Annotated in this window: 24 protein-coding genes and 1 riboswitch; of the genes, 9 read left to right on the forward strand and 15 right to left on the reverse strand. The window is 48.4% G+C overall.

Annotated features, from left to right (window positions below; all coding sequences use genetic code 11):
- The first annotated feature begins 64 nt into the window (after nucleotides 1-64).
- From QF041_RS16910 to QF041_RS16925, 4 genes are all read left to right on the forward strand, one after another.
- Nucleotides 65-1,015 carry a helix-turn-helix transcriptional regulator gene (locus QF041_RS16910; protein WP_307415031.1) on the forward strand — a complete coding sequence of 317 codons (951 nt, stop codon included), beginning with the start codon at nucleotides 65-67 and terminating at the stop codon, nucleotides 1,013-1,015.
- Between the two features lie 73 nt (nucleotides 1,016-1,088).
- The gene (locus tag QF041_RS16915) at nucleotides 1,089-1,907 is read left to right on the forward strand and encodes a zinc ribbon domain-containing protein (RefSeq protein ID WP_307415032.1); all 819 of its coding nucleotides are present in this window, start codon (nucleotides 1,089-1,091) and stop codon (nucleotides 1,905-1,907) included.
- Between the two features lie 466 nt (nucleotides 1,908-2,373).
- A complete protein-coding gene (locus tag QF041_RS16920; protein ID WP_017690769.1) occupies nucleotides 2,374-2,541 on the forward strand; it encodes a hypothetical protein in 168 nt (55 codons plus the stop codon).
- Nucleotides 2,542-2,719: 178 nt separating this feature from the next.
- The gene (locus QF041_RS16925) at nucleotides 2,720-3,409 is read left to right on the forward strand and encodes a hypothetical protein (protein WP_307415033.1); all 690 of its coding nucleotides are present in this window, start codon (nucleotides 2,720-2,722) and stop codon (nucleotides 3,407-3,409) included.
- Nucleotides 3,410-3,789: 380 nt separating this feature from the next.
- Here QF041_RS16925 and thiC read toward each other — a convergent pair whose 3' ends face one another.
- On the reverse strand, nucleotides 3,790-5,607 hold the full coding sequence (gene thiC / locus QF041_RS16930; RefSeq protein WP_307415034.1) for a phosphomethylpyrimidine synthase ThiC: 1,818 nt from the start codon (nucleotides 5,605-5,607) through the stop codon (nucleotides 3,790-3,792).
- A 386-nt stretch (nucleotides 5,608-5,993) separates the two neighbouring features.
- Nucleotides 5,994-6,107: riboswitch (TPP riboswitch) on the reverse strand.
- A gap of 148 nt (nucleotides 6,108-6,255) precedes the next feature.
- Nucleotides 6,256-6,999 carry an IclR family transcriptional regulator gene (locus QF041_RS16935; RefSeq protein ID WP_017690772.1) on the reverse strand — a complete coding sequence of 248 codons (744 nt, stop codon included), beginning with the start codon at nucleotides 6,997-6,999 and terminating at the stop codon, nucleotides 6,256-6,258.
- Nucleotides 7,000-7,358: 359 nt separating this feature from the next.
- On the opposite strand from QF041_RS16935, the gene QF041_RS16940 reads away from it, so the two are divergent.
- Both QF041_RS16940 and QF041_RS16945 read left to right on the forward strand, forming a co-directional pair.
- On the forward strand, nucleotides 7,359-8,384 hold the full coding sequence (locus QF041_RS16940; RefSeq protein WP_307415035.1) for an alpha/beta hydrolase: 1,026 nt from the start codon (nucleotides 7,359-7,361) through the stop codon (nucleotides 8,382-8,384).
- A 151-nt stretch (nucleotides 8,385-8,535) separates the two neighbouring features.
- Complete coding sequence (locus QF041_RS16945; RefSeq protein ID WP_307415036.1) at nucleotides 8,536-9,816, forward strand: Fe-Mn family superoxide dismutase; 1,281 nt, start codon at nucleotides 8,536-8,538, stop codon at nucleotides 9,814-9,816.
- A gap of 148 nt (nucleotides 9,817-9,964) precedes the next feature.
- Here QF041_RS16945 and QF041_RS16950 read toward each other — a convergent pair whose 3' ends face one another.
- From QF041_RS16950 to QF041_RS16985, 8 genes are all read right to left on the reverse strand, one after another.
- Nucleotides 9,965-10,189: a hypothetical protein gene (locus QF041_RS16950; RefSeq protein ID WP_036614132.1), complete on the reverse strand. Its 225-nt coding sequence runs from the start codon at nucleotides 10,187-10,189 to the stop codon at nucleotides 9,965-9,967.
- Between the two features lie 70 nt (nucleotides 10,190-10,259).
- Nucleotides 10,260-11,114, reverse strand: coding sequence for a lipoate--protein ligase family protein (locus tag QF041_RS16955; RefSeq protein ID WP_307415037.1), 855 nt, complete (start codon nucleotides 11,112-11,114; stop codon nucleotides 10,260-10,262).
- A 189-nt stretch (nucleotides 11,115-11,303) separates the two neighbouring features.
- On the reverse strand, nucleotides 11,304-11,897 hold the full coding sequence (folE, locus tag QF041_RS16960) for a GTP cyclohydrolase I FolE (protein ID WP_036668229.1): 594 nt from the start codon (nucleotides 11,895-11,897) through the stop codon (nucleotides 11,304-11,306).
- 52 nt (nucleotides 11,898-11,949) lie between these two features.
- Nucleotides 11,950-12,213 carry a YneF family protein gene (locus QF041_RS16965; protein WP_017690778.1) on the reverse strand — a complete coding sequence of 88 codons (264 nt, stop codon included), beginning with the start codon at nucleotides 12,211-12,213 and terminating at the stop codon, nucleotides 11,950-11,952.
- Between the two features lie 165 nt (nucleotides 12,214-12,378).
- Nucleotides 12,379-13,410 carry an HD-GYP domain-containing protein gene (locus QF041_RS16970; protein ID WP_017690779.1) on the reverse strand — a complete coding sequence of 344 codons (1,032 nt, stop codon included), beginning with the start codon at nucleotides 13,408-13,410 and terminating at the stop codon, nucleotides 12,379-12,381.
- Nucleotides 13,411-13,425: 15 nt separating this feature from the next.
- On the reverse strand, nucleotides 13,426-15,306 hold the full coding sequence (gene queG / locus QF041_RS16975) for a tRNA epoxyqueuosine(34) reductase QueG (protein WP_307415038.1): 1,881 nt from the start codon (nucleotides 15,304-15,306) through the stop codon (nucleotides 13,426-13,428).
- A gap of 171 nt (nucleotides 15,307-15,477) precedes the next feature.
- Nucleotides 15,478-16,062, reverse strand: a complete 585-nt coding sequence (gene lepB, locus QF041_RS16980; protein ID WP_074096722.1) for a signal peptidase I — start codon at nucleotides 16,060-16,062, stop codon at nucleotides 15,478-15,480.
- Between the two features lie 347 nt (nucleotides 16,063-16,409).
- Nucleotides 16,410-16,835 carry a GNAT family N-acetyltransferase gene (locus QF041_RS16985; RefSeq protein ID WP_017690782.1) on the reverse strand — a complete coding sequence of 142 codons (426 nt, stop codon included), beginning with the start codon at nucleotides 16,833-16,835 and terminating at the stop codon, nucleotides 16,410-16,412.
- 421 nt (nucleotides 16,836-17,256) lie between these two features.
- Between QF041_RS16985 and QF041_RS16990 the strand changes: the two genes are divergently transcribed.
- Nucleotides 17,257-17,868 carry a superoxide dismutase gene (locus QF041_RS16990; protein ID WP_036614138.1) on the forward strand — a complete coding sequence of 204 codons (612 nt, stop codon included), beginning with the start codon at nucleotides 17,257-17,259 and terminating at the stop codon, nucleotides 17,866-17,868.
- 326 nt (nucleotides 17,869-18,194) lie between these two features.
- Here QF041_RS16990 and mutY read toward each other — a convergent pair whose 3' ends face one another.
- Together mutY and acpS are read right to left on the reverse strand one after the other, a co-directional pair.
- Entirely contained in the window at nucleotides 18,195-19,544 is a 1,350-nt protein-coding gene (gene mutY, locus QF041_RS16995) for an A/G-specific adenine glycosylase (protein WP_307415039.1), read from the reverse strand.
- A gap of 29 nt (nucleotides 19,545-19,573) precedes the next feature.
- Nucleotides 19,574-19,972, reverse strand: coding sequence for a holo-ACP synthase (acpS, locus tag QF041_RS17000; RefSeq protein WP_036614140.1), 399 nt, complete (start codon nucleotides 19,970-19,972; stop codon nucleotides 19,574-19,576).
- A gap of 250 nt (nucleotides 19,973-20,222) precedes the next feature.
- On the opposite strand from acpS, the gene QF041_RS17005 reads away from it, so the two are divergent.
- Nucleotides 20,223-21,038, forward strand: coding sequence for an alpha/beta fold hydrolase (locus QF041_RS17005; protein WP_307415040.1), 816 nt, complete (start codon nucleotides 20,223-20,225; stop codon nucleotides 21,036-21,038).
- 161 nt (nucleotides 21,039-21,199) lie between these two features.
- Here QF041_RS17005 and nadE read toward each other — a convergent pair whose 3' ends face one another.
- The 3 genes from nadE to QF041_RS17020 all read right to left on the reverse strand — a co-directional run bounded on the left by nadE (nucleotide 21,200) and on the right by QF041_RS17020 (nucleotide 24,500).
- The gene (gene nadE, locus QF041_RS17010; protein WP_221818675.1) at nucleotides 21,200-22,009 is read right to left on the reverse strand and encodes an ammonia-dependent NAD(+) synthetase; all 810 of its coding nucleotides are present in this window, start codon (nucleotides 22,007-22,009) and stop codon (nucleotides 21,200-21,202) included.
- 139 nt (nucleotides 22,010-22,148) lie between these two features.
- The gene (locus QF041_RS17015; RefSeq protein WP_017690788.1) at nucleotides 22,149-22,583 is read right to left on the reverse strand and encodes a BrxA/BrxB family bacilliredoxin; all 435 of its coding nucleotides are present in this window, start codon (nucleotides 22,581-22,583) and stop codon (nucleotides 22,149-22,151) included.
- A 222-nt stretch (nucleotides 22,584-22,805) separates the two neighbouring features.
- A complete protein-coding gene (locus QF041_RS17020) occupies nucleotides 22,806-24,500 on the reverse strand; it encodes a two-component system sensor histidine kinase NtrB (RefSeq protein ID WP_307415041.1) in 1,695 nt (564 codons plus the stop codon).
- A gap of 195 nt (nucleotides 24,501-24,695) precedes the next feature.
- On the opposite strand from QF041_RS17020, the gene QF041_RS17025 reads away from it, so the two are divergent.
- Complete coding sequence (locus QF041_RS17025) at nucleotides 24,696-25,964, forward strand: BaiN/RdsA family NAD(P)/FAD-dependent oxidoreductase (protein ID WP_307415042.1); 1,269 nt, start codon at nucleotides 24,696-24,698, stop codon at nucleotides 25,962-25,964.
- The last annotated feature ends 41 nt before the right edge of the window (nucleotides 25,965-26,005 follow it).

The raw sequence follows: 26,005 nt of genomic DNA on the forward strand, positions 1-26,005 counted from the left end.
GTGATGCTCAACAATATAACATATTTGAATCCAACAGATAAACCAATGAAAGGAATCCATACATATGAAACTGGAGCGTTTATTAGCCATCGTAGTGCTACTAATCAATCGTGGGCGAGTACAAGCCAAAGACTTGGCAGATATGTTCGAAGTATCGATCCGGACCATCTATCGGGACATCGATACCTTGGGGCAAGCAGGCATCCCGGTGGTGACTTATCAGGGGGCAAGCGGCGGGATTGGTCTGGCAGAGGGCTACCGGCTGGATCGAAACGTATTAACAGACAAGGACCTCGCTTCCATCGTCACTGCACTGCGCAGTGTATCCACTTCCCATGCTAATGCGGCGCGTGAGCTTCTGGTCGAAAAACTCAGCAGTATCGTACCTGAATCCAAAAATGATGATTTTCAGGCCAATACCAATCGATTCATCGTTGATTATTCAACTTGGACGCATCCCGAAGCGCTGAAAATCAAGCTTGAACTTATCGAACAGGGTATGGATCAATTACGCCCCGTAACCTTTACCTACTGCAGTGCGGAAGGTATCCATACTCATCGAACTGCCGACCCTCATACCATCGTACTCAAGAAGCATTCCTGGTACCTGTATGCTTTTTGTCACGAGCGGAATCAATTTCGCATGTTCAAACTTGTGCGCATGCAAGATGTCACACTTGCTAATGAGCAATTCGAGCGTAAAGTCATCAACCCACAGGACAGACCCTGGCAACAGGAATGGAGCCGTCCGGACAATCAAGCTAGGTTAACCTTGAAATTCCATGCTCGCGTCCGTCATATTGCGGAAGAATGGTTTGGGATCGAGAACGTCATGCCTGATGGGACTGGGTATTACATCAGCCAGGTTGCTTTTCCCGAGGATGGCTGGTTATATGGATTCATTCTGGGCTTCGGCGCGGACGTTGAAGTATTGGAACCTCAGCATATTCGGGATGAAATCTGCCGTATCGCGGAGCAAATTGTACAAAATTATATACCTCCGACTCAAACCTGACAGACAGCTGTCCAGTTCCTCCTCGTATACTTCAGATATATTCAATCTGTACATATATGAGGAGGAACTAATCATGAACGTCACTGTATGTCAAAGCTGCGGCATGCCGCTCACAACCCCTGCCCAATTCGGAACGGAAGCAGATGGAAGCACAACCCGTGAGTACTGTATCTATTGTTACAAAGAGGGCAAGTTTGAGCAGCCCGGTATGTCACTTGAAGGCATGACGGAGATGTGCACTGCCATTCTGAAGGACGAAGGCATGGATGAGGAATCCGCTCGTTCGATGCTGCGTAACCAGCTTCCTTTTTTGAAACGTTGGCGCACGAATACAACGGATCAGCATGCAGAATCTCTCACTGAAACCTCTACTGCTTCTGCTAATCTTGGTCAGGTAACAACAGATCATTCGTTCTCTGCCCAGCCCGTTCGTTATGTCACGCTCCCCGGCAAACGTCTTGCCGGCGTATCCGCCCGCACAACCAACGCCATTGAAATCAGTGGCAAAGGTTGTATTCAGGGACTCTGGAACAATTATTTTGCCTCAGAGCACCTCCCTGCACCTGAAGTTGTTCGCTATGGTTGTTACACGGATTACACCGATGGCATAACCGGAGAATACACCATACTGGTAGGGCATGAGGTCAGTCCGAACGAATCATTGCCTGAAGGATTGGACGATATTCTACTCCCTCCTGCAACTTACGCCGTATTCACTTCCAGGAAAGGACCGATGGCAGAGGTTGTTGGCGAAGCCTGGGGATCCGTGTGGGCATGGGACAAACAAAGCGATCGTACGTTCACCGGGGATTTTGAATTATATGATGAACGTAGCCTGAATCCCGAAAGTGTACAAGTAGATATATACATCGCTGTTCGTCAAAATAGATAAAACCAACACGATGCCACCTCAGACAGGATCAAAGTTTCCTCGCCTCCCTCTTCATATCATGCAAGCTGCCGAGTACAATCGGCAGTTTTTTTGTTATATCCGGAACTACATTACCACCTAAACAACCCGACCATGGTACCAAGTTAGTTAGCATGCTTTGCATCATTTAACCAGACAATATGCCTCATAAGCGGGTACCATTGACTTCCTTAAAATTGGGACTATTCACATAACAACCGATTCGATCCTCCCATATCAAACCTTTCAAATCAGGTCCTTTACTCCTGAATTTCCCTAAAAACGTTTACATCTCCTTAAAACCGGGTAAAATCACTACAATCCAATTGGAATTACGCTTTAAACTCTTTTATTTCGTCTAACAAGTCACATGTACCTATATGCGCACCTGGCATGGTAACCAGTCGAAATACATAATTCAAAAAAACGCATCAAAGGAGGAACCAAGATGATCCGCATGCCTATTCAGCAAATGATCCCGTACCATCACCAATATCCGCGCAACACGGCGACCACTGCTCCTAAAAAGGAGAATGAGAACACTCAAGGTCTATCCTTTCATGAAATTTTACAGCAAAAAATGGCGAAGAAAAATGCTTCTCCTTCCCTTAGATAAAAATGGACACCGGACCCTAGTCGAATCCGGTTATCAACCGTCTTTCCGCAGCTTGGCGGAAGGGCGGTTATTGGCGTTGAGCAATAAACGACTGTACAGTTCTCAGGCATGTTTCTATAATGGTTTAAATATCTAAAAGATCCAAGACATATACGAACTATAAAAGGGGACTTAGCACATGATCACCATTGGTTGTTTTCACGCTCATTATTCCAACATCGCCTTAATTGAAGAGACGCTTGCTCCTTATGAAGTTGAATTGGTCCATTACGTCGATCCAGGTCTGGACCGTCTTAAACATGACGCTGACTTTTCCGAGGTCGTTATTCACGAGAAGGTAGCCCAGACGCTCCAATGGATCGCTGAGTGTCATGCCGATGCCATTCTGGTCACCTGCACCCTGTTTGCGACAGTACTGGAGCAGGAAGCCACACAGGTCCCTGTGCCTGTGATCGGCATAGATGATCCGTTATTGCAGGAGATGCGGCGAGTACCAGGAGATTACATAATAGCATTCACCAACCCGGCAACCGTTGAAGGAACGATGGCGCGGGTGAATCAGGCATTACAGCAAGAGGATGAGAATGGGCAACTACACGTTGCCAAGACATCTCAGACGGAAGCAGTGTGCATCCCTGGGACATTTGAGTTGATTATGCGTGGAGATCAGCAAGGGTATCTCGAAGCGGTACGTGAAGGATTACAGCAGATTGCTGAGCAGTATCCGGGTAAAGCGGTAGTGGCAGCCCAACTGTCTATGGCTCCCGCCGCTGCACAGGTTACAATAGATCGCGGTATTCCAATCCATAGCCCGCTGGCATTGCTTGCGGCGTATTTGGAGAAGAATTTTGGCCTGGCTCGAGAGTAGAGGCTGATTCGGAGTGAAATAACAGGTTCTGTCTGAACTATGCAACTATGAACTCACTTACTTAGTAACACCACAAATTAACGAGGTGAACTAATATGCGTTTCCTCTATATTGTTTTACTGTTTATAGTAGGTTTTTCCTGCTCCGCATTTCTATACGGAGGAGCACCAAAACTCAGTGACGCTCTTTTATTCGTTATCGCAGGAATTCTGTATAAAATATGGACCACACACAGTCACAAAGCTAATTCTGATAAAGGCTGAGTACGGTTAAGAATACATACATGACATAACACTAAAAAAAGCCGTTCTTCTCTGCAATGACAGAGAGAAACGGCTTTATCTCTATTTCAGACTGCCCAGCTTGCGCTGTACCGGCGCCTAGGAACGTGTCCGATATTCCTCGGCCTTTTCCTGCATGCCCGCTGCTACAGCCTCATTCTCGGACAATCCTTTATCCGCGGCAAAGGCACGAATGTCCTGCGTGATGCGCATGCTACAGAACTTTGGTCCGCACATGGAGCAGAAATGAGCTTCTTTGGCCCCTTCTGCCGGCAGTGTCTCATCATGGTAGGACAGCGCACGTTCAGGGTCCAGTGACAGGTTAAACTGGTCACGCCAGCGGAATTCGAAGCGCGCTTTGGACAATGCATCATCCCGGCGCTGGGCACGTGGATGGCCTTTTGCCAGATCGGCGGCATGAGCTGCGATCTTGTAGGCGATGACCCCTTCCCGCACATCATCCTTGTTGGGCAGGCCCAAATGTTCTTTTGGCGTAACATAACAGAGCATGGACGTGCCAAACCAGCCGATCATGGCCGCACCAATGGCGGATGTGATGTGGTCGTAACCCGGGGCAATGTCGGTCGTCAGCGGCCCCAGCGTATAGAACGGTGCCTCTTTACATATCTCCATCTGCAGATCCACATTCTCCTTGATCTTATGCATCGGCACATGACCCGGGCCTTCAATCATCACCTGCACATCATGCTTCCATGCGATCTGCGTCAGTTCCCCAAGCGTAGCCAGTTCCGCCATCTGTGCTTCATCATTCGCATCATAGATACTGCCAGGACGAAGTCCATCTCCCAGCGAAAACGCTACATCATACCTTTTCATAATCTCGCAGATTTCTTCAAAATGGGTGTACAAAAAATTCTCTTGATGATGCGCCAGGCACCATGCTGCCATAATGGACCCGCCCCGGGACACAATACCTGTCATTCGCTTGGCGGTCATGGGGATATAACGCAGCAGCACACCTGCATGAATCGTAAAGTAGTCCACGCCCTGCTCTGCCTGCTCAATGAGCGTATCACGGTACAACTCCCAGGTCAGCGCTTCCGCTTCGCCATTCACCTTCTCCAGCGCCTGATACAGCGGCACCGTACCAATCGGCACAGGTGAATTGCGGATAATCCACTCCCGGGTGGTATGAATGTTTTTGCCTGTGGACAGATCCATCACCGTATCCGATCCCCAGCGTACCGCCCAGGTCATCTTCTCCACCTCTTCCTCGATGGAAGAGGATACGGCAGAATTCCCTATGTTGGCATTGATCTTCACATGAAAATGACGACCGATCAACATCGGCTCACTCTCCGGGTGATTGATGTTGGATGGCAGAATGGCCCGTCCACTCGCCAGCTCCTGCCGCACAAATTCCGGTTCCACACCTTCACGAATGGCGGCAAACTCCATCTCTGCCGTAATGACTCCCTGTCTCGCGTAGTGCATCTGGGTCACACAGCGTCCTGGCTGTGCCCGCAAGGGTTTGCCACGTAATCCGGGGTACTCTTCGGCGCCAGCTCTCTTCCCTCCGGGCTTCAGTCCATTATCCTCCGGTTTAACCGTACGGCCCTGATAAGCTTCCACATCGCCGCGCTCTGTGATCCAGCGAGTGCGCAGGGCTGGCAAACCTGCGCGGATATCCGCATGAAATGCGGGATCGGTCATCGGGCCGCTCGTATCGTAGACACGCAGCGGTTCGTTATGCTCCACCCCTTGGGGAGTATTCGTGTCATGAAGGGCTATCTCACGCTCCGGTACAGCAATGTCCGGCCGTGAGCCCTGAATGTAGACTTTGCGGCTGCCCGGAAAGGGCTGAACCCGTCCGGCCGCCCCTGTTTCCTTTTCCACCTGCCGATCGTTATGTTCCTGTTCCCTCGCTTGTTGTCCCGTTTGATTTCCTGTACTCATGTTCGCTTGTCTCCTCCTCAGTGTTCGTTCGCTTGTTTGGTTGGGATCGTCATTAGCTCACTTACGTACCTGTCCCAAATCATGCACAATGCAGAGAAGAAAGAGCGATCCTACCTCAGACCAGGGAGACACTTTTCATGTACAGTTCACAACAGACCGGAAGGCAGCACAGATCATGGATCTATGGTGACTTCCCTCATCATCCAAGCCCACTTTCGCAGGTATTGAAAAAGAAGTCGATGGAGTATGTGCTATATCGCCTGTTCCCTGTATATAAAAAAGCCGGTCCCCGAAGGAACCGACTTTTAATGTCCATCACCAATAATGCACCTTTATGAAACTCCTTAACGGAGCCCTACAAGGGTCACATTATGTGGTGGTTGTGGTCATATCGCCGATTACTTCCCTACGCTGGTATGATCCAGATCAGGTGCAAAGGGTCCGGAATCTCATGCGATTCCGTCTCAGTCCGGACAGTTCGGACTCCCCCAGTAACGTTAACAAGTTGCGGCACACACATGCCGCCGTTCATATTCAATGAAGCTGGCCCCGCTGGGCCGTCCATTACAGAGTAGCGCAACCGGAACATAAAAACAACCTTTATATTCCAGAACACCAACTCAATTGGAGAAAAAACTTACATCAACATCAGGATAACATCAGCCCCATTTGCGTAGCAGCATCCTTCAACACAGGTGCGTATTCATGCAATGTCTCCTGCGAGAGTCGACTGACAGGTCCTGAGACCGAGAGCGCAGCTGCAATATTGCCTCTGCGATCCATAATCGGTACAGATACCGCGGCAGCTCCCGGCTCACGTTCCTCATAACTCGTCGCATATCCGTTATCCCGGATATCTCCCATTTGCGCCAAATACACTGCCGGATCAATAAACACCGGCCATTCAGGCCCGTTCATCAGTTCCTCACGATCCTCGTCCGTGGCAAACGCCATCAAAACTTTGCTGGAAGCGCCCACAGACAGCGGGAGTCTAACACCAACGGGAGCGACTCGGCGAATCGCCTGATCACTTTGCACAGCCTGAATCCGTATCCGTTCACTGCCATCACGCAGGTACAGACTCACGGTCTCCCCCAATCGATCTCTCAGTCGCTCCATCGCAGGCAGCAGCAGAATAGCGGGATCATCACTGCGGGACATATGAGCCGACAGCTCCCAGATTCGGATGCCAAGTCGGTACTTCTCTGTTGCTGCATCGCGGATCACGAACCCTCGATCCTCCAGCGTAGCCATCAAACGGTGCACTGTACTTTTGTGCAGGCCAATCTGGCTGGCAATTTCGGTGAGTCCCAGATCACTGCGTGTGGTAAAACATAATAATATATCCAGCGCCCGTTCCACAGCCCGGACGGTTAACTTGCGATCTTCCATGGCATAATGCCCTCCTCATGTTTCATCACATGAAACTTGGTTACATAAATTATATGAGAAACGGTCTCATCTGTAAACCAAAAAGAGCCAAAATCAAAATAGGCCAACGTGTAAATTTTTCCTTTTTATAAGACTTAATCCCCTGTAATTTACACACTAAGGTAATGTTACCCATATATCTTAAGAACTATATAACAATTGCGTAACAAATGCCCTCAATCAATTGACTTTGACTATACGGGAACATACGATAAAGATATATTACATTAAGATATCGCTCTGAAGCAGGCTCTGAAATCGACGCAATTCTCTTTTCATGTCGTTGTTATCTTCAACTGAACTTCAAAGGAGGGGCATTCATGTATCCAACATCCCAGAGCGAAGCCCCGCTGCAAACAAAAGTGTCCGATCTGCCCACTTCCCTATCACCGAGGCTGATTCGGTTCAAACATATTATCGTAGCGTTGCTGCTCTCCGTTGTATTTTTTCTACTGTTTTGTTTTATTGCACTGCATGGTTACATCGCATGGGTATTATCCAATCCTACTGTAGCGCCGGTCTTCTCCAATCCAATGCAGGCCAAGAACATGAAGTACGAAGACATCACGTTCCCGGCAGCAGATGGCAGCCGGACGATGCAGGGATGGTATATACCTGCTGACAACGCTGCAAGCAAAACGATTATCTTCAGTCACGGTTACGGTGCCAACCGGGAGGAAACATGGGTACCCATGTACGATCTGGCCCACTATGCTCATCAACTTGGATTCAATGTGGTGATGTTCGATTATGGTTTCGCCTCCCAGGTGAACAAAGCTGTAGCCACAGGTGGCAAAGCTGAGTCACAGCAATTGCTGGGCGCGATCCAGTTCGCCAAGCAGCGCGGTGCACAGGAACTGGTTGTCTGGGGTTTCTCCATGGGTGCCGGTACAGCGTTACAAACCGGACTTATTACGAAGGAAGTCGATGCGATGATTCTGGACAGTGCGTTCCTGCTTGAGCCGGATACGCTGTACCACAACATTCATAACCAGATCGATCTCCCGCGTCAGCCTACACTCGAGATTATGAAGCTGTTGTTCCCTGTTCTGAATGGTACCGGACTGCAACAGATTCCATACCAGGAAGTGAAAAAGGAAGATTATCCGTTCCCGATTTTCTTCATCCATGGTACAGAGGACGAGAAGGCGCCTTATCCAATTGCCGAGCAGCTCGCTGCCAACCAGACCAATCCGTACTCGGATGTATGGATTGTCCAGGATGCGCATCATGAGTTGATCTTCCGGGAGCATCCGAAGGAATATCTGCGCCGTGTCTCAACTTTCCTGAGTCATGTAACGAAGACAAGCAGTGACGATGTGCAGAACACGAATAATGGAGAATAATCAAATTTCAATTATCCATATTTTTTCCAGAGCCCTCAGGGGCTCTTTTTTTTTGCACTCATAGGACAACAGGCTCGCGGAATATACTCTTGGGACGCATGAATAGACAGTTTGCATGCAATGAATTTCATCTGAAGGAGGATCAACATAGATGAACTGGTATGGATATGGTCACCTGCTGCCTCTGCGGACATTGGAGGAAATCCGTTTCTGGAAAGAGCAGGAGAAAGAACATACACTCGTCATTCGTGCCCTGGTTCCTGATCTGGAGCCCCCGTACGTCAAGCTACTGGAGGAATGGGAGGTTACCTTTGCAAACAGTGAACGAGTAGCCAATCAGCTTTTAAAACAACTATTGCCTGGAACCCATCCGCCTGCTCCCTACATCGTTCGTTGTATCGATCAACTTGTGTTGGCAGCTCGGCAGCAATCGAGAGAGTTCATCAAACAGCTGTATGTTCTTCTGGAGCAAAGTGCTGCTGTGCAAGCTGTTCCGCTTGCCAAAGTACTCATTCTGCATTTTATCCGCGAATCGGAGTATTTTCTGGGCGTATTGGATACGCTTGGCCAACCTGGCATCTTACGCGAAACGGATTCGGAGCCATCACTTTTTCTGGAAAATGCGTTGCATACGTCAGTGTCAGGAAGTGTCCATCGCCAAGCTTCAGAAGCTCCAACTTCTCCAGAGGGGAATGTAAATGCACCTGCCGCTTCAGCTCAGATCCAATCCGCAACCGTTCAACCGCCTTCTACCGGAGCAACACAAGCCACACCCAGCTCTACAGCACCTCCCGTAAAAGAGAAGCCGGTTCCCATCGGAGGACACACACTGCCCCCTCTCCCCTATGCGTACAATGCGCTGGAGCCACATATTGATGAGCTGACGATGCGTATCCATCATGACAAACACCATCAATCTTATGTGGATGGACTAAATGTAGCAGAGAAGAAGCTGGCGGAATCGCGAAAAAAGAATAACTTTGAACTCATCAAACATTGGGAACGTGAACTTGCCTTCAACGGGGCAGGCCACTACCTGCATACGATCTTCTGGACAATTATGAATCCTGCTGGCGGCGGCAAACCTTCCGGTATGCTGGCAGAGCAGATCAAGCGGGATTTCGGAAGTTATGAAGCGTTTAAGAATCAATTCACAGAAGCCGCGAACAAGGTGGAAGGCAGTGGCTGGGCGATGCTTGTCTGGAGCCCGAGAGCACATCGTTTGGAGATTTTGCAGGCGGAAAAACACCAGAACCTGTCCCAGTCCGATATCGTACCGCTCCTGCCACTGGATGTGTGGGAACATGCCTACTATCTGAAACATCAGAATGAACGCAAAAAGTATATCGAGGATTGGTGGAATGTTGTCTACTGGCCCGCTGTTGCCGAGCGTTACGAAACAGCACGCAAGTTGTTGTGGCCGCCTTATTAAGCTTGAGCTTAAATCGATTAGAGAAAAAAGAGATATCTCCAGCCGAATGACTGAAAGATATCTCTTTTGGTGTAGACAAAAAAGCAAGCCTCTTGTAAAAAGAGACTTGCTTGTATTTTTGAGAGACTTCCTATTTCTAAATGTTCACTTAAGAAGCACAGCCCTCGCACGCCACATAGTTGTCGCCAACCTGTTTGCTAATGGAGATCAGATCGCCCAGCTTGATATCAGACTCGTCTGTAAACTCCAGATCGGCTATACGTGCAACGATCAGTGCAGCAGCCTCTTCCTTGCTTGTTGCCATTTGGCTGAACTCGGATTTTTCGCCTGTTGATACAACCTCATATAAATACGTATATCTCAATGTGTCCATCCTAACACTCTCCTTCCGAAATCACATCATATCATCTCTATTAACCAATTCCAAGCCCTAGTAAAAAGTGTTAATCGTATCGCAGCTTCATCTGCTCAGCTGTCAGGCGTACTTCTTCAGAGCCAACGCTAAGCACCCTGCTGGTCTCCGCCTGCGGATAGCGATCGCGCAGTGTTCGAACCAAAGCCGCAGTATATGCCGCAGCTGAAGGTACACCTGCCAGTTCTTTCAGACTTGCCATCGTGCCAGGTTGAACATCAGGATATCCTTCACTCTCCCCACCTGCTGCATGCTGATAGAATTGTCGCACGTCCGCTGCCAGTTGATCACCCTGACCTTCCACGATGATAAAAGCCGTAATGATATACGCCTTTGCCTGCCTGCGCTGGGCAATACCACAGAATTTCAATCCACCTACACTGACATCATAATCTCCCGGGCAAAAAGCACCCTGGACTTCGCCTGTCTGCGCCTGATTCGACCACGGCGTTAGCGACTCGGCAATAATCGAAGCCATCTCCCGGAAATCATCATGAATATTGATGGCATGTCCGGGATTAGGCAGAATCAGCGACACATTAACTACCCCTGGGTTTAAGGGTACTGCCGCTCCACCCGAAGGCCGAACACAGACCGCTGTCCCTTGGCTTCTAATCTGTTCCATCGCTTCTACAGCCTGTGGCAACCTGCGGTCACGCAGACCCGCTACAAAGGCATCTGGGTGTCTCCATATATGCGCAACAGGTAGATGCCCTGCCCCAACCCGCCTGCACATAACTTCTTCCCAAGCAAAAGCTTCGAGTACACTACTACCTTGTCGCATGAGTGGTGTCTCCCAGATTTGCAGACGCAATGAAGCCTGTTGATCTGCCTGTAGTCCCTTTTCCGGCTGAACCGGTTGATCTGAATGGGAAGGTACACTCATCGTTCCATTACCTCCGGCTTAACGAATTCATATGTATCCAGTATATAGGAATGACAACGCATATATAAATAAGCCGGTTCCCAGGGAACACGGCTTATTTATATCACATCCTATGGCTTAGAAACTGCTGCTTCCAAAACCAAAGGAACTTGCTCATCCGGCTTGTCCAGCGAGTGGACATACCTGATCTTAATCTTTCACCAAAGACAAGAACTCCGCACGTTGTGCCGGATTCTCACGGAAAGAACCACGTACAGCAGACGTTACCGTCTTGCTTCCCGGTTTCTTCACGCCGCGGGAACACATGCACAAGTGCTCGCCTTCCACAACGACCATAACTCCATGAGGTTCAACGGCCTCTGTCAGAATGTCAGCGATCTGTGAAGTAATACGTTCCTGAACTTGCAGGCGACGTGTTACTGCTTCGACCAGACGAGCCATTTTGCTCAGACCAACGATCTTGCCACTTGGTACATACCCAATGTGTACCTTGCCGAAGAACGGCGCCATGTGGTGCTCACACTGACTGTAGTAGACAATATCCTTGACGATAACCAGTTCTTCATGATTCTCGTCAAACGTGACACCGAGCACATCGCGCGGGTCTACTTCATATCCACCAAAAATTTCTTCATACATTCGGGTCACACGTGCAGGCGTTTCAAGCAGCCCTTCACGTGTACTATCTTCTCCAATCAATTTCAGGATCTGCTCTACATGATACTCGATCTTTTCCCGATTGTCGGATACTTTTGAATTCAAATAATCTTTAACGCCAGCCACAGCTAAACGCCTCCTTTCGAACCACAATAAAGTAAGCAGTTATTCACTGCTATTATTTTCGGCGGCCCGAACTTTTACGCGCAGGATGCTGTTGCGGCTGAGGCATTTTCGCTCCTGGCTGCTGATTCTTCATCATCTGCTGGGCACGCTGCATTTGCTTGCCATTCAGGTTGTAGCCCATTTGCTTCGCCATTTTCTGAAGCATGTCCGGATTGCTTTGCATTTTCTCAAGTTGTTTACGCAAGTAGAACACCCCGATGAAAAATCCCCCGACCAGACCAACAATCAATGTAATAATCGGTATAACAATATCCATCTCTTAGACACCTCTGTATGCATTCTAAAAAGCCTGATAATCCGTGTCACTTCATGATGTTCAACACACATGTTGCAAACCTGACACAGAGCGGATTTCCTGAAAGTATCATAGCATTTCCGCACGCCTTGAGCAAACGGATTTTCCAGTTGAACCCTACACAAGCTACGTCATGACAGCTTCAATGAAAACGGTTGTATGCTGAGCCAGATCGATTTCAACCACATCCAGAGAATAACGCGTACTTCCGCGCGCCACCCTGATTACAGGTCTGCCGGGCAATCCCCGATGTTGACGCACAATGACTCCAGTCTCTTTGGTGGACAGTCGTACCGCTGTACCATTGGGATACACGGATACACTCTTGTTGAACTCAATCAGAATGTCCCGATCCAGCTTTGTACCAGACAACGCCATCATCTCTTCACAGGCCTCATGTGGCATCAAACTGTCCTTGGATAAACCATTAATGAGATTATCGTAGATATTAGCCACACTAACGATTCTCGCAAACAGATGAATGTCACTCCCCTTGATCCCTCTCGGCATGCCTGTACCATCTACATGCTCATGATGTTGCAGGGCTGTATGGGCGACCAACAGACTGAACTCCCGTTTGTTCTTAATCACTTCGAATCCACGCCATGTATGGTGCAGCGAAGAATTCGCAGCAGAGCCACTGCCCGGAGGTTCCCCCACTTTGCCTATATCATGCAATAATGCCCCCACAGCAAGGTCCTTCAGTTGATTATAATTGAGTCCCATATTCAGTCCGATGACCGAAGACAACAAACATACATTCATCGCATGAACATACTGTGCATTGTCTTTGGTACGAATATCGGTGAGCTGCACAAGCATTTCACGCCCGTTCAGTACATCATTTAGCAACTTCTCTATACTGAGGGCAACTTTTCTCGGACTCCAGTCTTTCCCGGATCGAATGGATTCGAGTGTGACACTCATTTCGTTAATTATTGCCCGTTTCGTGGTTTCATCCAGAATGTCTTCTGCATCCACATCTTTATACGCTTCATCCTGGATGTATAACATGGTCACGCCAATACGCTTCAGCGTATTGACCATGTATACGGTGAGCTGGACTCCGGCAGACAGCAGTACCGTGCCGTTACTGGAATATACCGTCTTGCCCAGAAGCTCCCCCGCTTCCACGCTCTCCACGTTTACATACTTCATGAACGTCCCCCGCTCTTACGATAGCTGCTCCAATGCGAGCAATTGCTCCTTGGTTTGCAGACCGCCTACATAACCCACCAGGGTACCGTCTTTACCACTGATACGGTGACAGGGAATAATAATCGGAATCGGATTCTTGCTAATGGCGTCCAGAACTGCACGAACAGCCTTGGGTCTGCCGATGATTTCCGCAACCTGTTGGTGTGATGAGGCCTCTCCATAAGATATATCGGACAGAACTTGCCATACTTGTAGCTGGAATGGTGTTCCAAGCCGATCAAGCAGCAAGTCGAACGTTTTTCTCTCCCCTGCAAAATACTCCTTTAACTGCTTTGCAGCTTCGCTGAGCTTCTCTTCATTCTTCTCATATCGATACTCGCCAATCCAGATGCGGGCCCATTGTTGCAGATGAGCTTCGCGTACGTGAAAGGCGCCAAAATCAATGTGACACAGCCCTTCATCCGTCGCGCATAACGTAAGAGTACCAATCGGTGTCAGTATCTCATCGTAGTATACGGGCTTGCCATGAAGACCCGTAACGGCTGAAGGTTTCCACGCTGCGGCTTCCGGTTTGGCAGGCTGTGCAGACTGCTCACTACCCGGTTCAATCCCGGCTTCCATTTTCAAATCCTGTTGTAACGCACGTAAGGCATTGTTCTCGTTATTCTGTTCCTCTTGCTGCTTCTCACTCACTTGCCCAGCCTGTGGCTGTTTGGGTAAGGTCTCGGACGAACTCAGTCGCTCCTCGGCCTTCTGCAGCATGCTTAGTACGTTCCCATCTTGTTCGTTAGCGGCAGCTTCCCCAATTGCTCTCATGGCGTCTTCTCCTCCAATTCTGCTTAACGCCCAAGCTGCGGTTCCCCGCAACTCGGGGCGCGGATCACGTTTTAGTACTTCTGTAAGTTTGGGTACAGCACTTTTGTCTTTGAAATTGCCCAGGGCAATAACGGCGTTGCGTTGAATCGGCTTCTTGCCCCGCCAGGCGGCGGAACTCTGACCGAAACGTTCCTTGAATTCCCGGTTACCAATGTCCAGTAGCGGCAGTAGAAGTGGCTTCACAATCTCCGGATCGGGGTGAAACTCGGGATGGTGATCCCAGTTCTTGCCCCGGTTCTTCGGACAGACAATCTGACATGTGTCACAACCGTACAGACGGTTTCCTATTTTCAGCATAAATTCTTCATCCACGAACCCTTTCGTCTGGGTTACAAAAGAAATACAACGCTGTGAATTCAACTGCCCCGGCCCCACCAATGCTCCTGTAGGACAGGCATCGATACATTTTGTACATTCACCACAGTCTTCGGTCACAGGTGTGTCTGGTTGAAAAGGAATATTTGTTACCAGTTCTCCGAGAAAAATCCATGAACCGAATTTGGGTGATATAATGGCACAATTTTTGGCGCTAAAACCAATCCCCGCACGCTGGGACACCGCACGATCCACCAATGCTCCGGTGTCTACCATGCTTTCGATCATCGCTTCAGGTACGCGTTCCTTTATAAAATTGACCAACTTGTCCATCGCTGCACGCAGGACCTGATGATAATCCTGACCCCAAGCCGAACGGGCAAAAATGCCTCGATACGCACCAGGCTCCGATTTCGGCGGATTCACCATTTTGGATGGGTATGCCACGGCTATTGCGATAAGTGAAGCGGGCTCGCCATCTTTTAAGGCGGGGTGCACCCTTTTTTCAATATCCGGCTCTTCAAAACCTGAAGCATACCCTTTATCCCGCGACTGCTCCAGCAGCGACTTCAGGGAAACAAAGGGATCAGCCGAAGCAAAACCGATATCATCAATGCCCAGTCCGGGGCCAGCTGCCTTGATCTCCTGTTTTAACTTTTCCCATACGGAGGCATCCTGTGCTGCCCCGGTCTGTACGCTCGTCATTTCTCTTCCCTCTCTTCTTCCAACACTTATTCCGTAAATAGTGAACGCCCGCCTCACGGTAAGAGGACAGGCGTTAATTTCTATATATGCCTTGCATACTTGAATTCAAACGGAACGAGTCTATATGGTTTAACGCAAAATGCAGTCTGAAGTTGTTGTCCTGTAAGCATTTTACAATTTCTTCAATTCAGAAAACGGCCAGAAAATAAATTCAGCCTTGCCTACAATCTGGTCGGATGTAATACTGCCAAACACTCGGCTATCCTTACTTTTGCCTTCATGACGATTATCCCCCATCACGAAGAAATGATCCGGCTCTAGTGTGATTGGGCCAAAATCAGGGTCCTGCACCTCAATATCGGTGTACGTTTCCGCTTGTTGCTCGCCGTTCACATATAGATGGTGATCCCTAACTTCAATTGTATCTCCCGGAAGTCCAACGATCCGTTTCACCAGAAAATCCTTCTTCTCTACACCTTCACTTGGATCACGAAGTACGATCACATCTGATCGGGAAGGAGTACCCAGATGGTATACGATTTTGTTGACAAAAAGGCGATCTCGCTCAACCAGTGTCGGCTGCATGGACTGTCCCTTGACCATCGACAGATTGAACACAAACAGGTTCAGCAGCATCATGATTACAAAAGCAACAACAATCGTTTTGACCCAGTCCCACAGCTCGACAACCCATGATTTTCCCGGTTGTTCAGGCTTTGACGGTTCATTTCGTTGTTCGGAAGTCACATGTTCCATTGAATGATTATTGGAATTCAAAGGGACACCTCATTTATTAAATAGTTGAATTAAACTTGTAACATGGTGACCATACTCCCTTTCAGTCTACTCCATTTGGGAGAGTGAAACAATTGGTTATGAGCACCAATACCTTGGTTATCGTGAATACAGCCGGGATAGTCAGGGTGATTTAAATAGAATTCGGGGACTCCGAAGCATGTTACAGAAAATGAGGAAACCAGAGGAATATGACGTGAAGAACACTCATATAAATAGAAAGGCACATCCCTCACGTTCTTACACGTTAAAGAGATATGCCTAATATGAAATGAAAATCTTTTTTTATTTCTTTTTAAACATGCAAACTAAGCTTTGGACAAAATACTAAGAGTCTGGAAAGCGCTCATAATCTGATTGGCACCGTAACCCATTGCTTCATATAGAGGCATGGCTACTTTGTTGTGCTCATCACCCGCCACCCATACTTGGCTGACTTTACGCTGCTGGAACCGCTGTTCCATAGCCTCGACAAGTGTTTTGCCGACTCCACGGCGACGATAGTCTGGATGTACCGCAATACGGTAGATACAACCCTGGTTGTGATCAATCGTACCGATCAAAGCGCCGACGAGGTCTCCCTCTTCTTCCGCAACCATGATCAGATCAGAATCCCATGACAATTGACGGGCAAACGGGCCCATCGTGTTCTCATAACACTCTTCCGATAGTGCAACCTGGAGAAGCTCCGTCATCTGGCTTGCATCACTCAACTGAAAGGAACGAACGTGCATGTCTTAAATCTCCCTTTTCGTTAGCTTAGATGAGGTTTTTTACAAAAAGGGAATCCCTTTTTACCAAAAACCCAATGTTCATATAATGACAAAAAACGAGAAAATACCGCTTCTTCGTCAATTAAACCATACTTTTCTCCATAAAACACGCATTTTCTTTTGAAAGCGCTTAATTGTAACCGTTTACATACGAATATTAAAATTTTCATCCATTTAAACGTCTGAAAACACATAAATAGTTGCATAAAGGGTAAAATATGTTTGTTATCTCTGGCCCATCATTAGATCAACGCCTCGGGGGACTTAATAAACAAAAATGTTGCTTAATTAGCTCGAATGCGGTTTAATATTAGTGGCAAGGGTATTATTACATATGTACCTGTTTTCAAAAAAAACCTAAAATCTCAGGAGGTATTTCATTATGACTTTTCAATTACCAGCACTTCCTTACGCTAACGACGCATTGGAACCACATATCGATGCAAAAACGATGGAAATCCACCACGATCGCCATCACAATACTTATGTAACTAACTTGAACGCAGCTCTGGAAAGCGCTCCTGAACTGCAAGAAAAAAGTTTGGAAGATCTGATTGCTAACCTTGACAGCGTACCAGAAGGCATCCGCACAGCGGTTCGCAACAATGGTGGTGGACATGCTAACCACAGCTTGTTCTGGGAAATCATTGGACCTAACGGCGGCGGCGCTCCTACAGGCGATATCGCAGCAGCTATCGATAGCGAACTGGGTGGCTTTGATAAATTCAAAGAAGATTTCGCTAAAGCAGCTACAACTCGTTTCGGTTCCGGCTGGGCTTGGCTCGTAGTTGGTAAAGATGGCAAGTTGTCCATCACTAGCACACCTAACCAAGACAGCCCTCTCTTCGAAGGTCTGACTCCGGTTCTGGGTCTGGATGTATGGGAGCACGCTTACTACCTGAACTACCAAAACAAACGTCCTGACTACATCGCCGCTTTCTGGAATGTAATCAACTGGGATGAAGTGAACAAACGTTACGCTTCTGCAAAATAAGACTGTTAGCATGCAACAGTTAACATAAAAGAGAGCCTGATTCGGTCATCATGACCGTGATCAGGCTCTCTTTTTGCTATCACTATAGTTAATGGGTGTTTTGTTTCTAACGAACCCAGGACACGTTATTGCTCGATATTTCATCGTATCGCGAACCTAACGAATCTCAGAGTAGCTATTTCCCCAGATACGGGCTTTGATACGCACTTTTGGGTTGATTTGTCTATGATAACGTCACTCAGGTTCGTTAGAATTTATAATTGTGGTATATCCACATGATAAGACCTCTGGAGTTCGTTAGCTCCCCCATTTAATCATTCACTTGATCATACGCACCAGCAAAATAACTGCTGATCAGCTTCAGAAATATGTTGGGGAATGCCATCTTGTCCATATCTTCCCGGTCCGATCCAGCGGTAGGTCAAGCCATCACCTTTACCTGTCAGTGTCGGAGTGCTCAGCGCTAGGTCACTAACATCAGATGGTGCCAACATCTCTCCATCGTTAAGCGATGTTGCGATGTTCTGCGCATTAGGCGTGGCTTGCTCCGATGAATGCATTGTGTCTGATACAGGTGACACAGCTGATGATGAGGCTGTGCCCTCCCTTGTTGCCGCCTGTGCATCGTAGGCGGCTCTGGCTTCCGCTGCGATCAGCGGAAGCTCACTGCTCTGGTCCTGCTCCGTACACTTGTACACCTGCAGGCTCCAGACAATGTGGCTGAACACATGCTCCGCATGGGTAGCCAGCCCTTCCGGGCGGGCAGCGAAGCCTTCCGCCCACAGACTGCCGGCCAGCAATGCCATGGCCGGCTCATCCGCCAGCGGCGCCGCCTTCTTGCTCGCTGCGGCGGGCGCCGCGAGCACATGCGGCAGCTCCCACATCCGGGCCAGTAGGCCCGTGTCTGGGCGCTGGCGCACAAGCACTTGGCCGCGATGAGCACCGCGGCCCTCCACAATCGCGACCAGCCGCTGCTCAGGGCGCGGCGGCTTCGCCTTGGTCTTGACCGGCAGCGTGAGCTCTCTTCCGGCGATACGGCCGGAACATTGCTCCATGACCGGGCAAGTCAGGCAGTGCGGCGCTTTGGGTGTACACACCAGCGCGCCCAGCTCCATCAGCGCCTGATTGAAATCACGCGCACGCCCTTCCGGAATGAGCTCTCCTGCGAGCTCTTCCATCAACACCCGGGTGCTGCCCTTCATAATGTCCTCATCAATGAGGAAGTATCGGGACAGTACCCGCATGACATTGCCATCTACCGCAGGCTGCGGCTGGTTGAAGGCAATGCTGAGAATGGCCCCGGCAGTATACGGGCCAACCCCTTTTAATGCAAAGACAGCCGGCTTGTCCTGCGGCATCTCGCCTGCGTGCAGCTCCATGACTTGTCTCGCGGCTGCCTGGAGATTACGTGCACGGGAGTAATAACCGAGTCCCTCCCAATTTTTCAACACATCCTCTTCGGGTGCTTCCGCCAACGCCTGCACAGTCGGGAAATTCCCGATAAAACGATTGAAATACGGAATTACCGTATCGACCCGAGTCTGCTGAAGCATAATCTCCGATACCCATGTGAAATACGGATTGTTGTGGCGACGCCACGGCAAATCCCGTCGGTTGATCATATACCAGTCCAGCAGATTCACGCTGAAATGTTGTTTCTGTTCCTGTAAACCCATATTTCCGTCCTCTCCTATTGCCAAGCTAACTACTTTTCCATCTGTTCCACGATCGCAAAGGCCGCTGCCAATTCCGTCTGATGCGTAATGCTCAAATGAATGTCATATTGCTTATCGTATGGCAGCTGCAGACGTTCCCAGGCTTGACTGGACAGCGAGGCCACGGGACGTCCTGTCCCATCAGGCAGCACCTCAATGTCAGTGAAGCCCATGACACCACCAATACCGCAGCCAAATGCCTTAGACACCGCTTCTTTCGCTGCAAATCGACCGGATACAAACTCCGTCATCCGCTTCCCTCGACGAACCGCGATCTCCCGCTCTGCTGGCGTTAAAATTCGTTTTATGAAAGCTTCCGCATGGCGACCAGACAACAGCTTCCGCATACGTCCAATCTCCAGCACATCATTACCTATGCCATATATCATCAACGCTTCACCCGCTTAATCTTTTATACTGTAAGAGGTTATTCAAAAAGTCCCATCTTCTCGGTACTGAAAACCGCTCTTTTTGAACATGCATTGTAAAAGATCTCCATTCAATCACATGATTCGTAACTCTCCGAACACGTATTCTATTGTAGCAGGAGGGGCGATCAGAAGCGAGTACCTATCCGCATTACCATATATGCTAAAATATGAATCAGGAATCGTCTGAAATTCTTAGGAGGTCTGAAAAATGCCCATAACTTTTGAATTGTCCACTGACGTAGATGCGATCATTCGCGGAGACTTTTTCCCTGCACAACAATCCGCTCAAGGCGTCATCATTCTGTCTCACGGATACAAAGGCTTCAAAGACTGGGGCATGTTCCCCTATGCAGCTTCACAGCTAAGCCAGACGCATCATGTGCTGACCTTTAATTTCTCTCACAACGGTATCGGCGAATATCTGGAGCAATTCTCAGAACTTGAAAAGTTCGCAGTGAATACCTACAGCCGGGAGCTTGCCGATCTGGCCCTGGTACTGGAACATGTGGCGACACAACCTGAATTCACTGGACTTCCTGTATATCTGGTTGGTCATAGCCGCGGTGCGGGCGTAAGTCTCGTCTATGCACTGGATCATCCCGAACAGGTGGCAGGTGTCATCTCCTGGAATGGTATAACCAACCTGGATCTTTTTACAGCGGAGCAAAAAGAAGAAATGCGCACACATGGCCGCAGCCATGTCGTTAACGGACGTACAGGCCAGCAGATGCCACTGGACGTGGCTATTCTGGAAGACATGGACAAGCATAGCGAACGTTACGCTATCATTGACCGCTTGGCTTCTTCACCTGTGCGAGTCGCACTCATTCAGGGAACAGAAGATCCCCAGCGTCTGCGTGACGGTTCTGCCGCACTTGTGCAAGCACGCCCTGATATCCCATGGCACCAGATACCCGAAGGGAACCACACCTTTAATACGGTACATCCATTTAAAGAAACCACTCCGCAACTGGAGCAAGCCATCACCCTAACCCTGCACCAGATCAAAGACTGGAATAGCTAACTCATCTTTAATATAGTAGTCACCTGGATTTTTGCGATTTCCCATTCCACATAGTAAAAAGAGTCACTGCGTGAGCAGTGACTCTTTTTGCATTCCCTAAGAGGGACGTTATTTCAATGTTGGTGCTAACAGCTTATAACCAGCATGCTTATTCACTCGTATTAGATACCAGGAATGGCATTGCGTTTGTGATGTGTGCGCTTATAGAACGCTTCAAGGCGCTCTTGTGCAGCCGGATCGATCTGTTTGCCTTCGAGATAGTCACTGTTCGCTTCATACGAAATTCCCAGCTCATCTTCGTCCGTCTGACCTTCCCACAGTCCTGCCGATGGTGCTTTGTCCAAAATAGCCTGTGGCACGTTCAGATATGCTGCCAGCTGGCGTACCTGACGTTTGTTCAGGGTGCTCAGTGGCGTGATATCCACAGCACCGTCGCCCCATTTGGTATAGAAACCCGTGATGGCTTCGGACGCATGATCCGTACCTACAACGAGCAGGTTCTCTTCAAACGAAAGCGCATATTGCATAACCATACGAGTTCTCGCCTTAACATTACCTTTGCCTTGGTGAGTCATATGGCGTGGGCTTCCCAAGGATTTGAAACCTTGCTCCACTTCCAGCGCAATCTCGTTAACTGCATCTTCGATATTGGTTTCCACGACATGCTTCAGATCGTATGCTTTGGCTACAGCGTAGCTGTGGTCGATATCGGATTGTTCACCATAAGGTTGGAACACACCAAGCGTTTTGTACTCTTGGTTGTTCTCTTGCGTAAGCTCGTCCGTCGCTTTTTTGCAAAGCGCCGTAGCCACTGCACTGTCAATACCGCCGCTGATCGCAATCAGCAAACCCTTGGCACCCGCATTTTTCACATACGTCTTCAGAAAATCAACACGCTTGCGTACTTCCTCTTCTTCATTAATGCTTGGTTTAACCTTCAATTCAGCGATGATCTGTTGTTGCAAACTCATCGTTCACACACCCCGTTTCTAAATGAATGAAATTTGATGTCCAGCTTGAAAGGTCCAAATGGTTCAATAACCTTATCTATCCAAAATGAAACGCCCCGGCATCGGTGATCCGAAGGGCGGGGCGTTCTATTGGAGCGAATTAACGGCAGTAACGGTCAAATGCACTTTTGAGATCAGCCGCAATATCCTCTGCAGAACGGTCTTCCACTTGATGACGCTCGATAAAGTGAACGAGTTCGCCGTCTTTCATCAGAGCGATGGACGGTGAAGATGGAGGATACGGAGCAAAGAATTCACGTGCTTTTGCAGTTGCTTCTTTGTCCTGACCAGCAAATACAGTGTACAGGTGGTCCGGTGTAATATCGTGCTGCAGTGCTTGGGACACACCTGGGCGACATTGACCTGCGGCACATCCGCATACAGAGTTAATGACAACCAGCGCTGTTCCTTTTGCATCCGGAAGACTTGCTTCCACTTCTTCTGGAGTACGCAACTCCTGAATTCCTAGACGAGTTAAATCATCCCGCATCGGTTGAACCATATCTTTCATGTATTGATCAAATGACATCGACATTCGGTTTCACTCCTTATAAATGGTTGTTCTATGATCTCGATAAAATTAAAGGCCAATAAACTCTCCAAAACAACGTTACATTCATATCGAACATTATGGATGTAATGATGTGCTATTCCTATTATACATCCATAAGCAATGAAAGCAAGATTCAGAAACCGCCTGCGGAAAGGCTTCTTCCATAATATTATGTCTCAATGTCTGGCAAAATATGCTGAATGACTAACGTTCAAATGCCACTTTGAAGGTCGTGCCCTGTCCTTCCTCCGATTCCACAGTAATGGTTCCATTATGTCGTTCCACAATACTTAGGCACATGGACAATCCAAGTCCGGTTCCCTTGGCTTTTGTGGTATAGAAAGGTTCAAACAGCTTTTCCTTCTTCACTCTGGGTAGACCAGGCCCTGTGTCACGTACACACAGTTCCACTTTGTCATCGACTATCCGCGTCTCTAGCGTAAGCACGCCCTTCTCATTCATGGCTTCCATCCCGTTACGGGCCAGATTGAGTACCACCTGTTTGATTTCCTTTGGATTGAGGTGCAACTTCGGTACATTATGGTCCAGCATGAGTTCAATACTCTGACCACGCAGGTTCGCATCGGCCCACAACAATGGACTGAGTTCATGAATGATATCATGCAGCTGGGATTCCTCTTTTTCCGCAATCCGATCCTGGGCCAGCGATAGAAAATCATTAATAATACTATTCGCCCGATCCAATTCTTCCAGAACGATCCGGTAATAGTGATCGAGGGAGTCAGGACTCTTTTCCTGCATAAGTTGAAGAAAGCCCCGCACAACCGCCATTGGATTACGCACCTCATGCGTAATGCTTGCAGCCATCTGCCCCACCAGACTGAGACGATCCACATTATCCAGTTCACTTCGCAACATCTCAAGCTCCGTGATATCCTGAATAATCAGCATAGCTCCTGTGACCTCTCTTGCAGGCTCTGTTGAAAAGGCATAAATCGGTACGGTTCGGGACTGAAATACGTGTGCACCGTAACGAACGGTCAACCCACTAATCTCACCATGAACGATGGCTCTGCGAATGCTTTTATCCATCTTATCCGCCTGACCTTGTTCAACAAATTGACTGGCAGGCTGTCCAATGAGATCAGGCGTGGAGGTACAAGGTAGCTGCTCCCTTGCGGTTTGCTCCATCATCTCATTGACAAACATGACTGTGCCTTGTTTATCTACGGTGGCAATGGAGAGAGGCACTGCATTCAGAATCTGATGAAGTTTCTCCGTTTCAGCTATGTATCGGTGGTGGACTTCCGAGAGATGCTGCTCCAGCCCGCGATAGTGCTTCATCCGTTCCAGCCATAGCAGACTCAGACTGCCCGCAACAATGGCTCCAGCGGTATATCCAAGTGCTGTAAGTATCATGTAGGTCGCAGAGTATGTGGATTCATTCTGGAGGGATGCGATCCATAACAGACTCGTTACAATCAGTTCCATTGTAATCAGGATGATGAGGATCGTCATTTTGCGCGAAGGTGTATTATGCTTGAATCGTTTGGCAGACAACCATACAATAGGATAGAGAAGAATGCCCGTATGAAGGAGAAATCCGTACAGATCATAGGGATGCGCAAAAAGAAAATAGAAGAGAATATGTAGAATGGACAGCGTTACGCCTATAGCGGACTTACAATACAAAATAACAAGTATCACAGGTACGATGCTTAATGATATGGGTACGGCCATCGGGCTTGCATAGAGCGCAAACAGCAAACACAATAGCATGCTCGCGACACTCGTCACAGCAAAAACGGTCTGCATCATTCCGGCATGTTCCATTCTGGCAATAGCCCGCTTGGAGAGTACCAGACGGAATAAGGGAATCAGAAATACCGCCGACCCTGCCAGCAGTACTTGTAAAAGCATGTCCTTTAACGCAACCACAATGCCATCTCCTCCTCTGCCTGCACATTCCCTCATGTATTTCTGATTAAAACATAGGCGACAGTATATTACAATATATCCCTTAAGACTGCACAATAGAACTGCTCATAACTCCATTATATTTCAGAAAAAGCCAGGAGTAGACACATTTTACGTAAAACAGACAAAATCAATGAAAAAAGAGGGTAATAACATATGTATGATGTCATTGTAATCGGTGGTGGATCTGCGGGCCTGATGGCTTGCGTTGCTGCTGCCGAGCATGGAGCCTCCGTGCTTCTGCTGGATAAAGGAGATCAACTGGGTCGTAAACTCGGCATCTCTGGCGGAGGTCGATGCAATGTAACCAATGCCAAGGAAACGGATGAACTCATCCGACATATTCCAGGTAATGGACGCTTTTTATATAGTTCGTTTCAGAATCTGGACAACCAGGGAATCATGCGTTTCTTCGAGAATCTCGGAATTGCCCTGAAAGAAGAAGACAACGGCAGAATGTTCCCTGTAACCGATAAAGCGAAAACAGTCGTGGATGCGCTGGTAGGAAAGATTGTCTCCCTCGGCGTTGAGATTCGCACCAAAGAACCGGTCAAGGAAATTATTCAGAACGGTCAGCAGATACAGGGTGTTAAATTGATATCCGGTAAAACTATTCTTGGGCGCTCTGTCATCATCGCTACCGGCGGCAAATCCGTACCTCAAACCGGATCTACCGGAGACGGTTATCCCTGGGCTGAGGCTGCGGGTCACACCATTACAGAGTTATATCCAACCGAAGTGCCCATTGTGTCTGGGGAGAGTTGGATTCAATCCAAAGAACTGCAAGGTTTGTCTTTGAGGGATATCGCTCTATCCGTAGTGGATGCCAAAGGAAAAACGGTCATCTCCCATCGCGGGGATATGATCTTCACGCATTTTGGAGTATCTGGCCCCGTCGCACTGCGTTGCAGCCAATTTATCCGCAAGGTTCAGATGAAGTCTGGAAACCCACAGGTCATTATGAGCATTGATCTGTTCCCGGAGCTGTCCTTGGGTGCATTGGAAGCACAGGTGCAACAGGTATTGGAACAAGAATCCCGCAAGGCTGTCAAAAACATTTTAAAAACATGGGTTCCTGAACGTATGATCCCCTTAATGATGAAACGGGCAGAGATCAGCGATGACCTTACGTTCCACCATTTTCCCAAAGGTATGTTAAGCACCTTGTGCGGGCTAATGAAAGCTTTTACCTTCCGTGCAGACGGAACGAGATCGCTCAAAGAAGCCTTTGTTACTGGGGGAGGAATCCACTTAAAGGAGATATACCCAAAAACAATGGAATCCAAGCTGCTGCCTGGACTATTCTTTTGCGGTGAAGTTTTGGATATTCACGGCTACACCGGAGGGTATAATATCACCGCTGCATTCTCCACGGGATATACGGCTGGCATGCATGCGGCTGAATATAGACACGTTACATCATAATAGGTATTACACCTTTTAACCCGATCATGAATTAGCTCAGA

This window comes from Paenibacillus sp. W2I17 (assembly GCF_030815985.1).
Taxonomy (GTDB): Bacteria; Bacillota; Bacilli; order Paenibacillales; family Paenibacillaceae; genus Paenibacillus.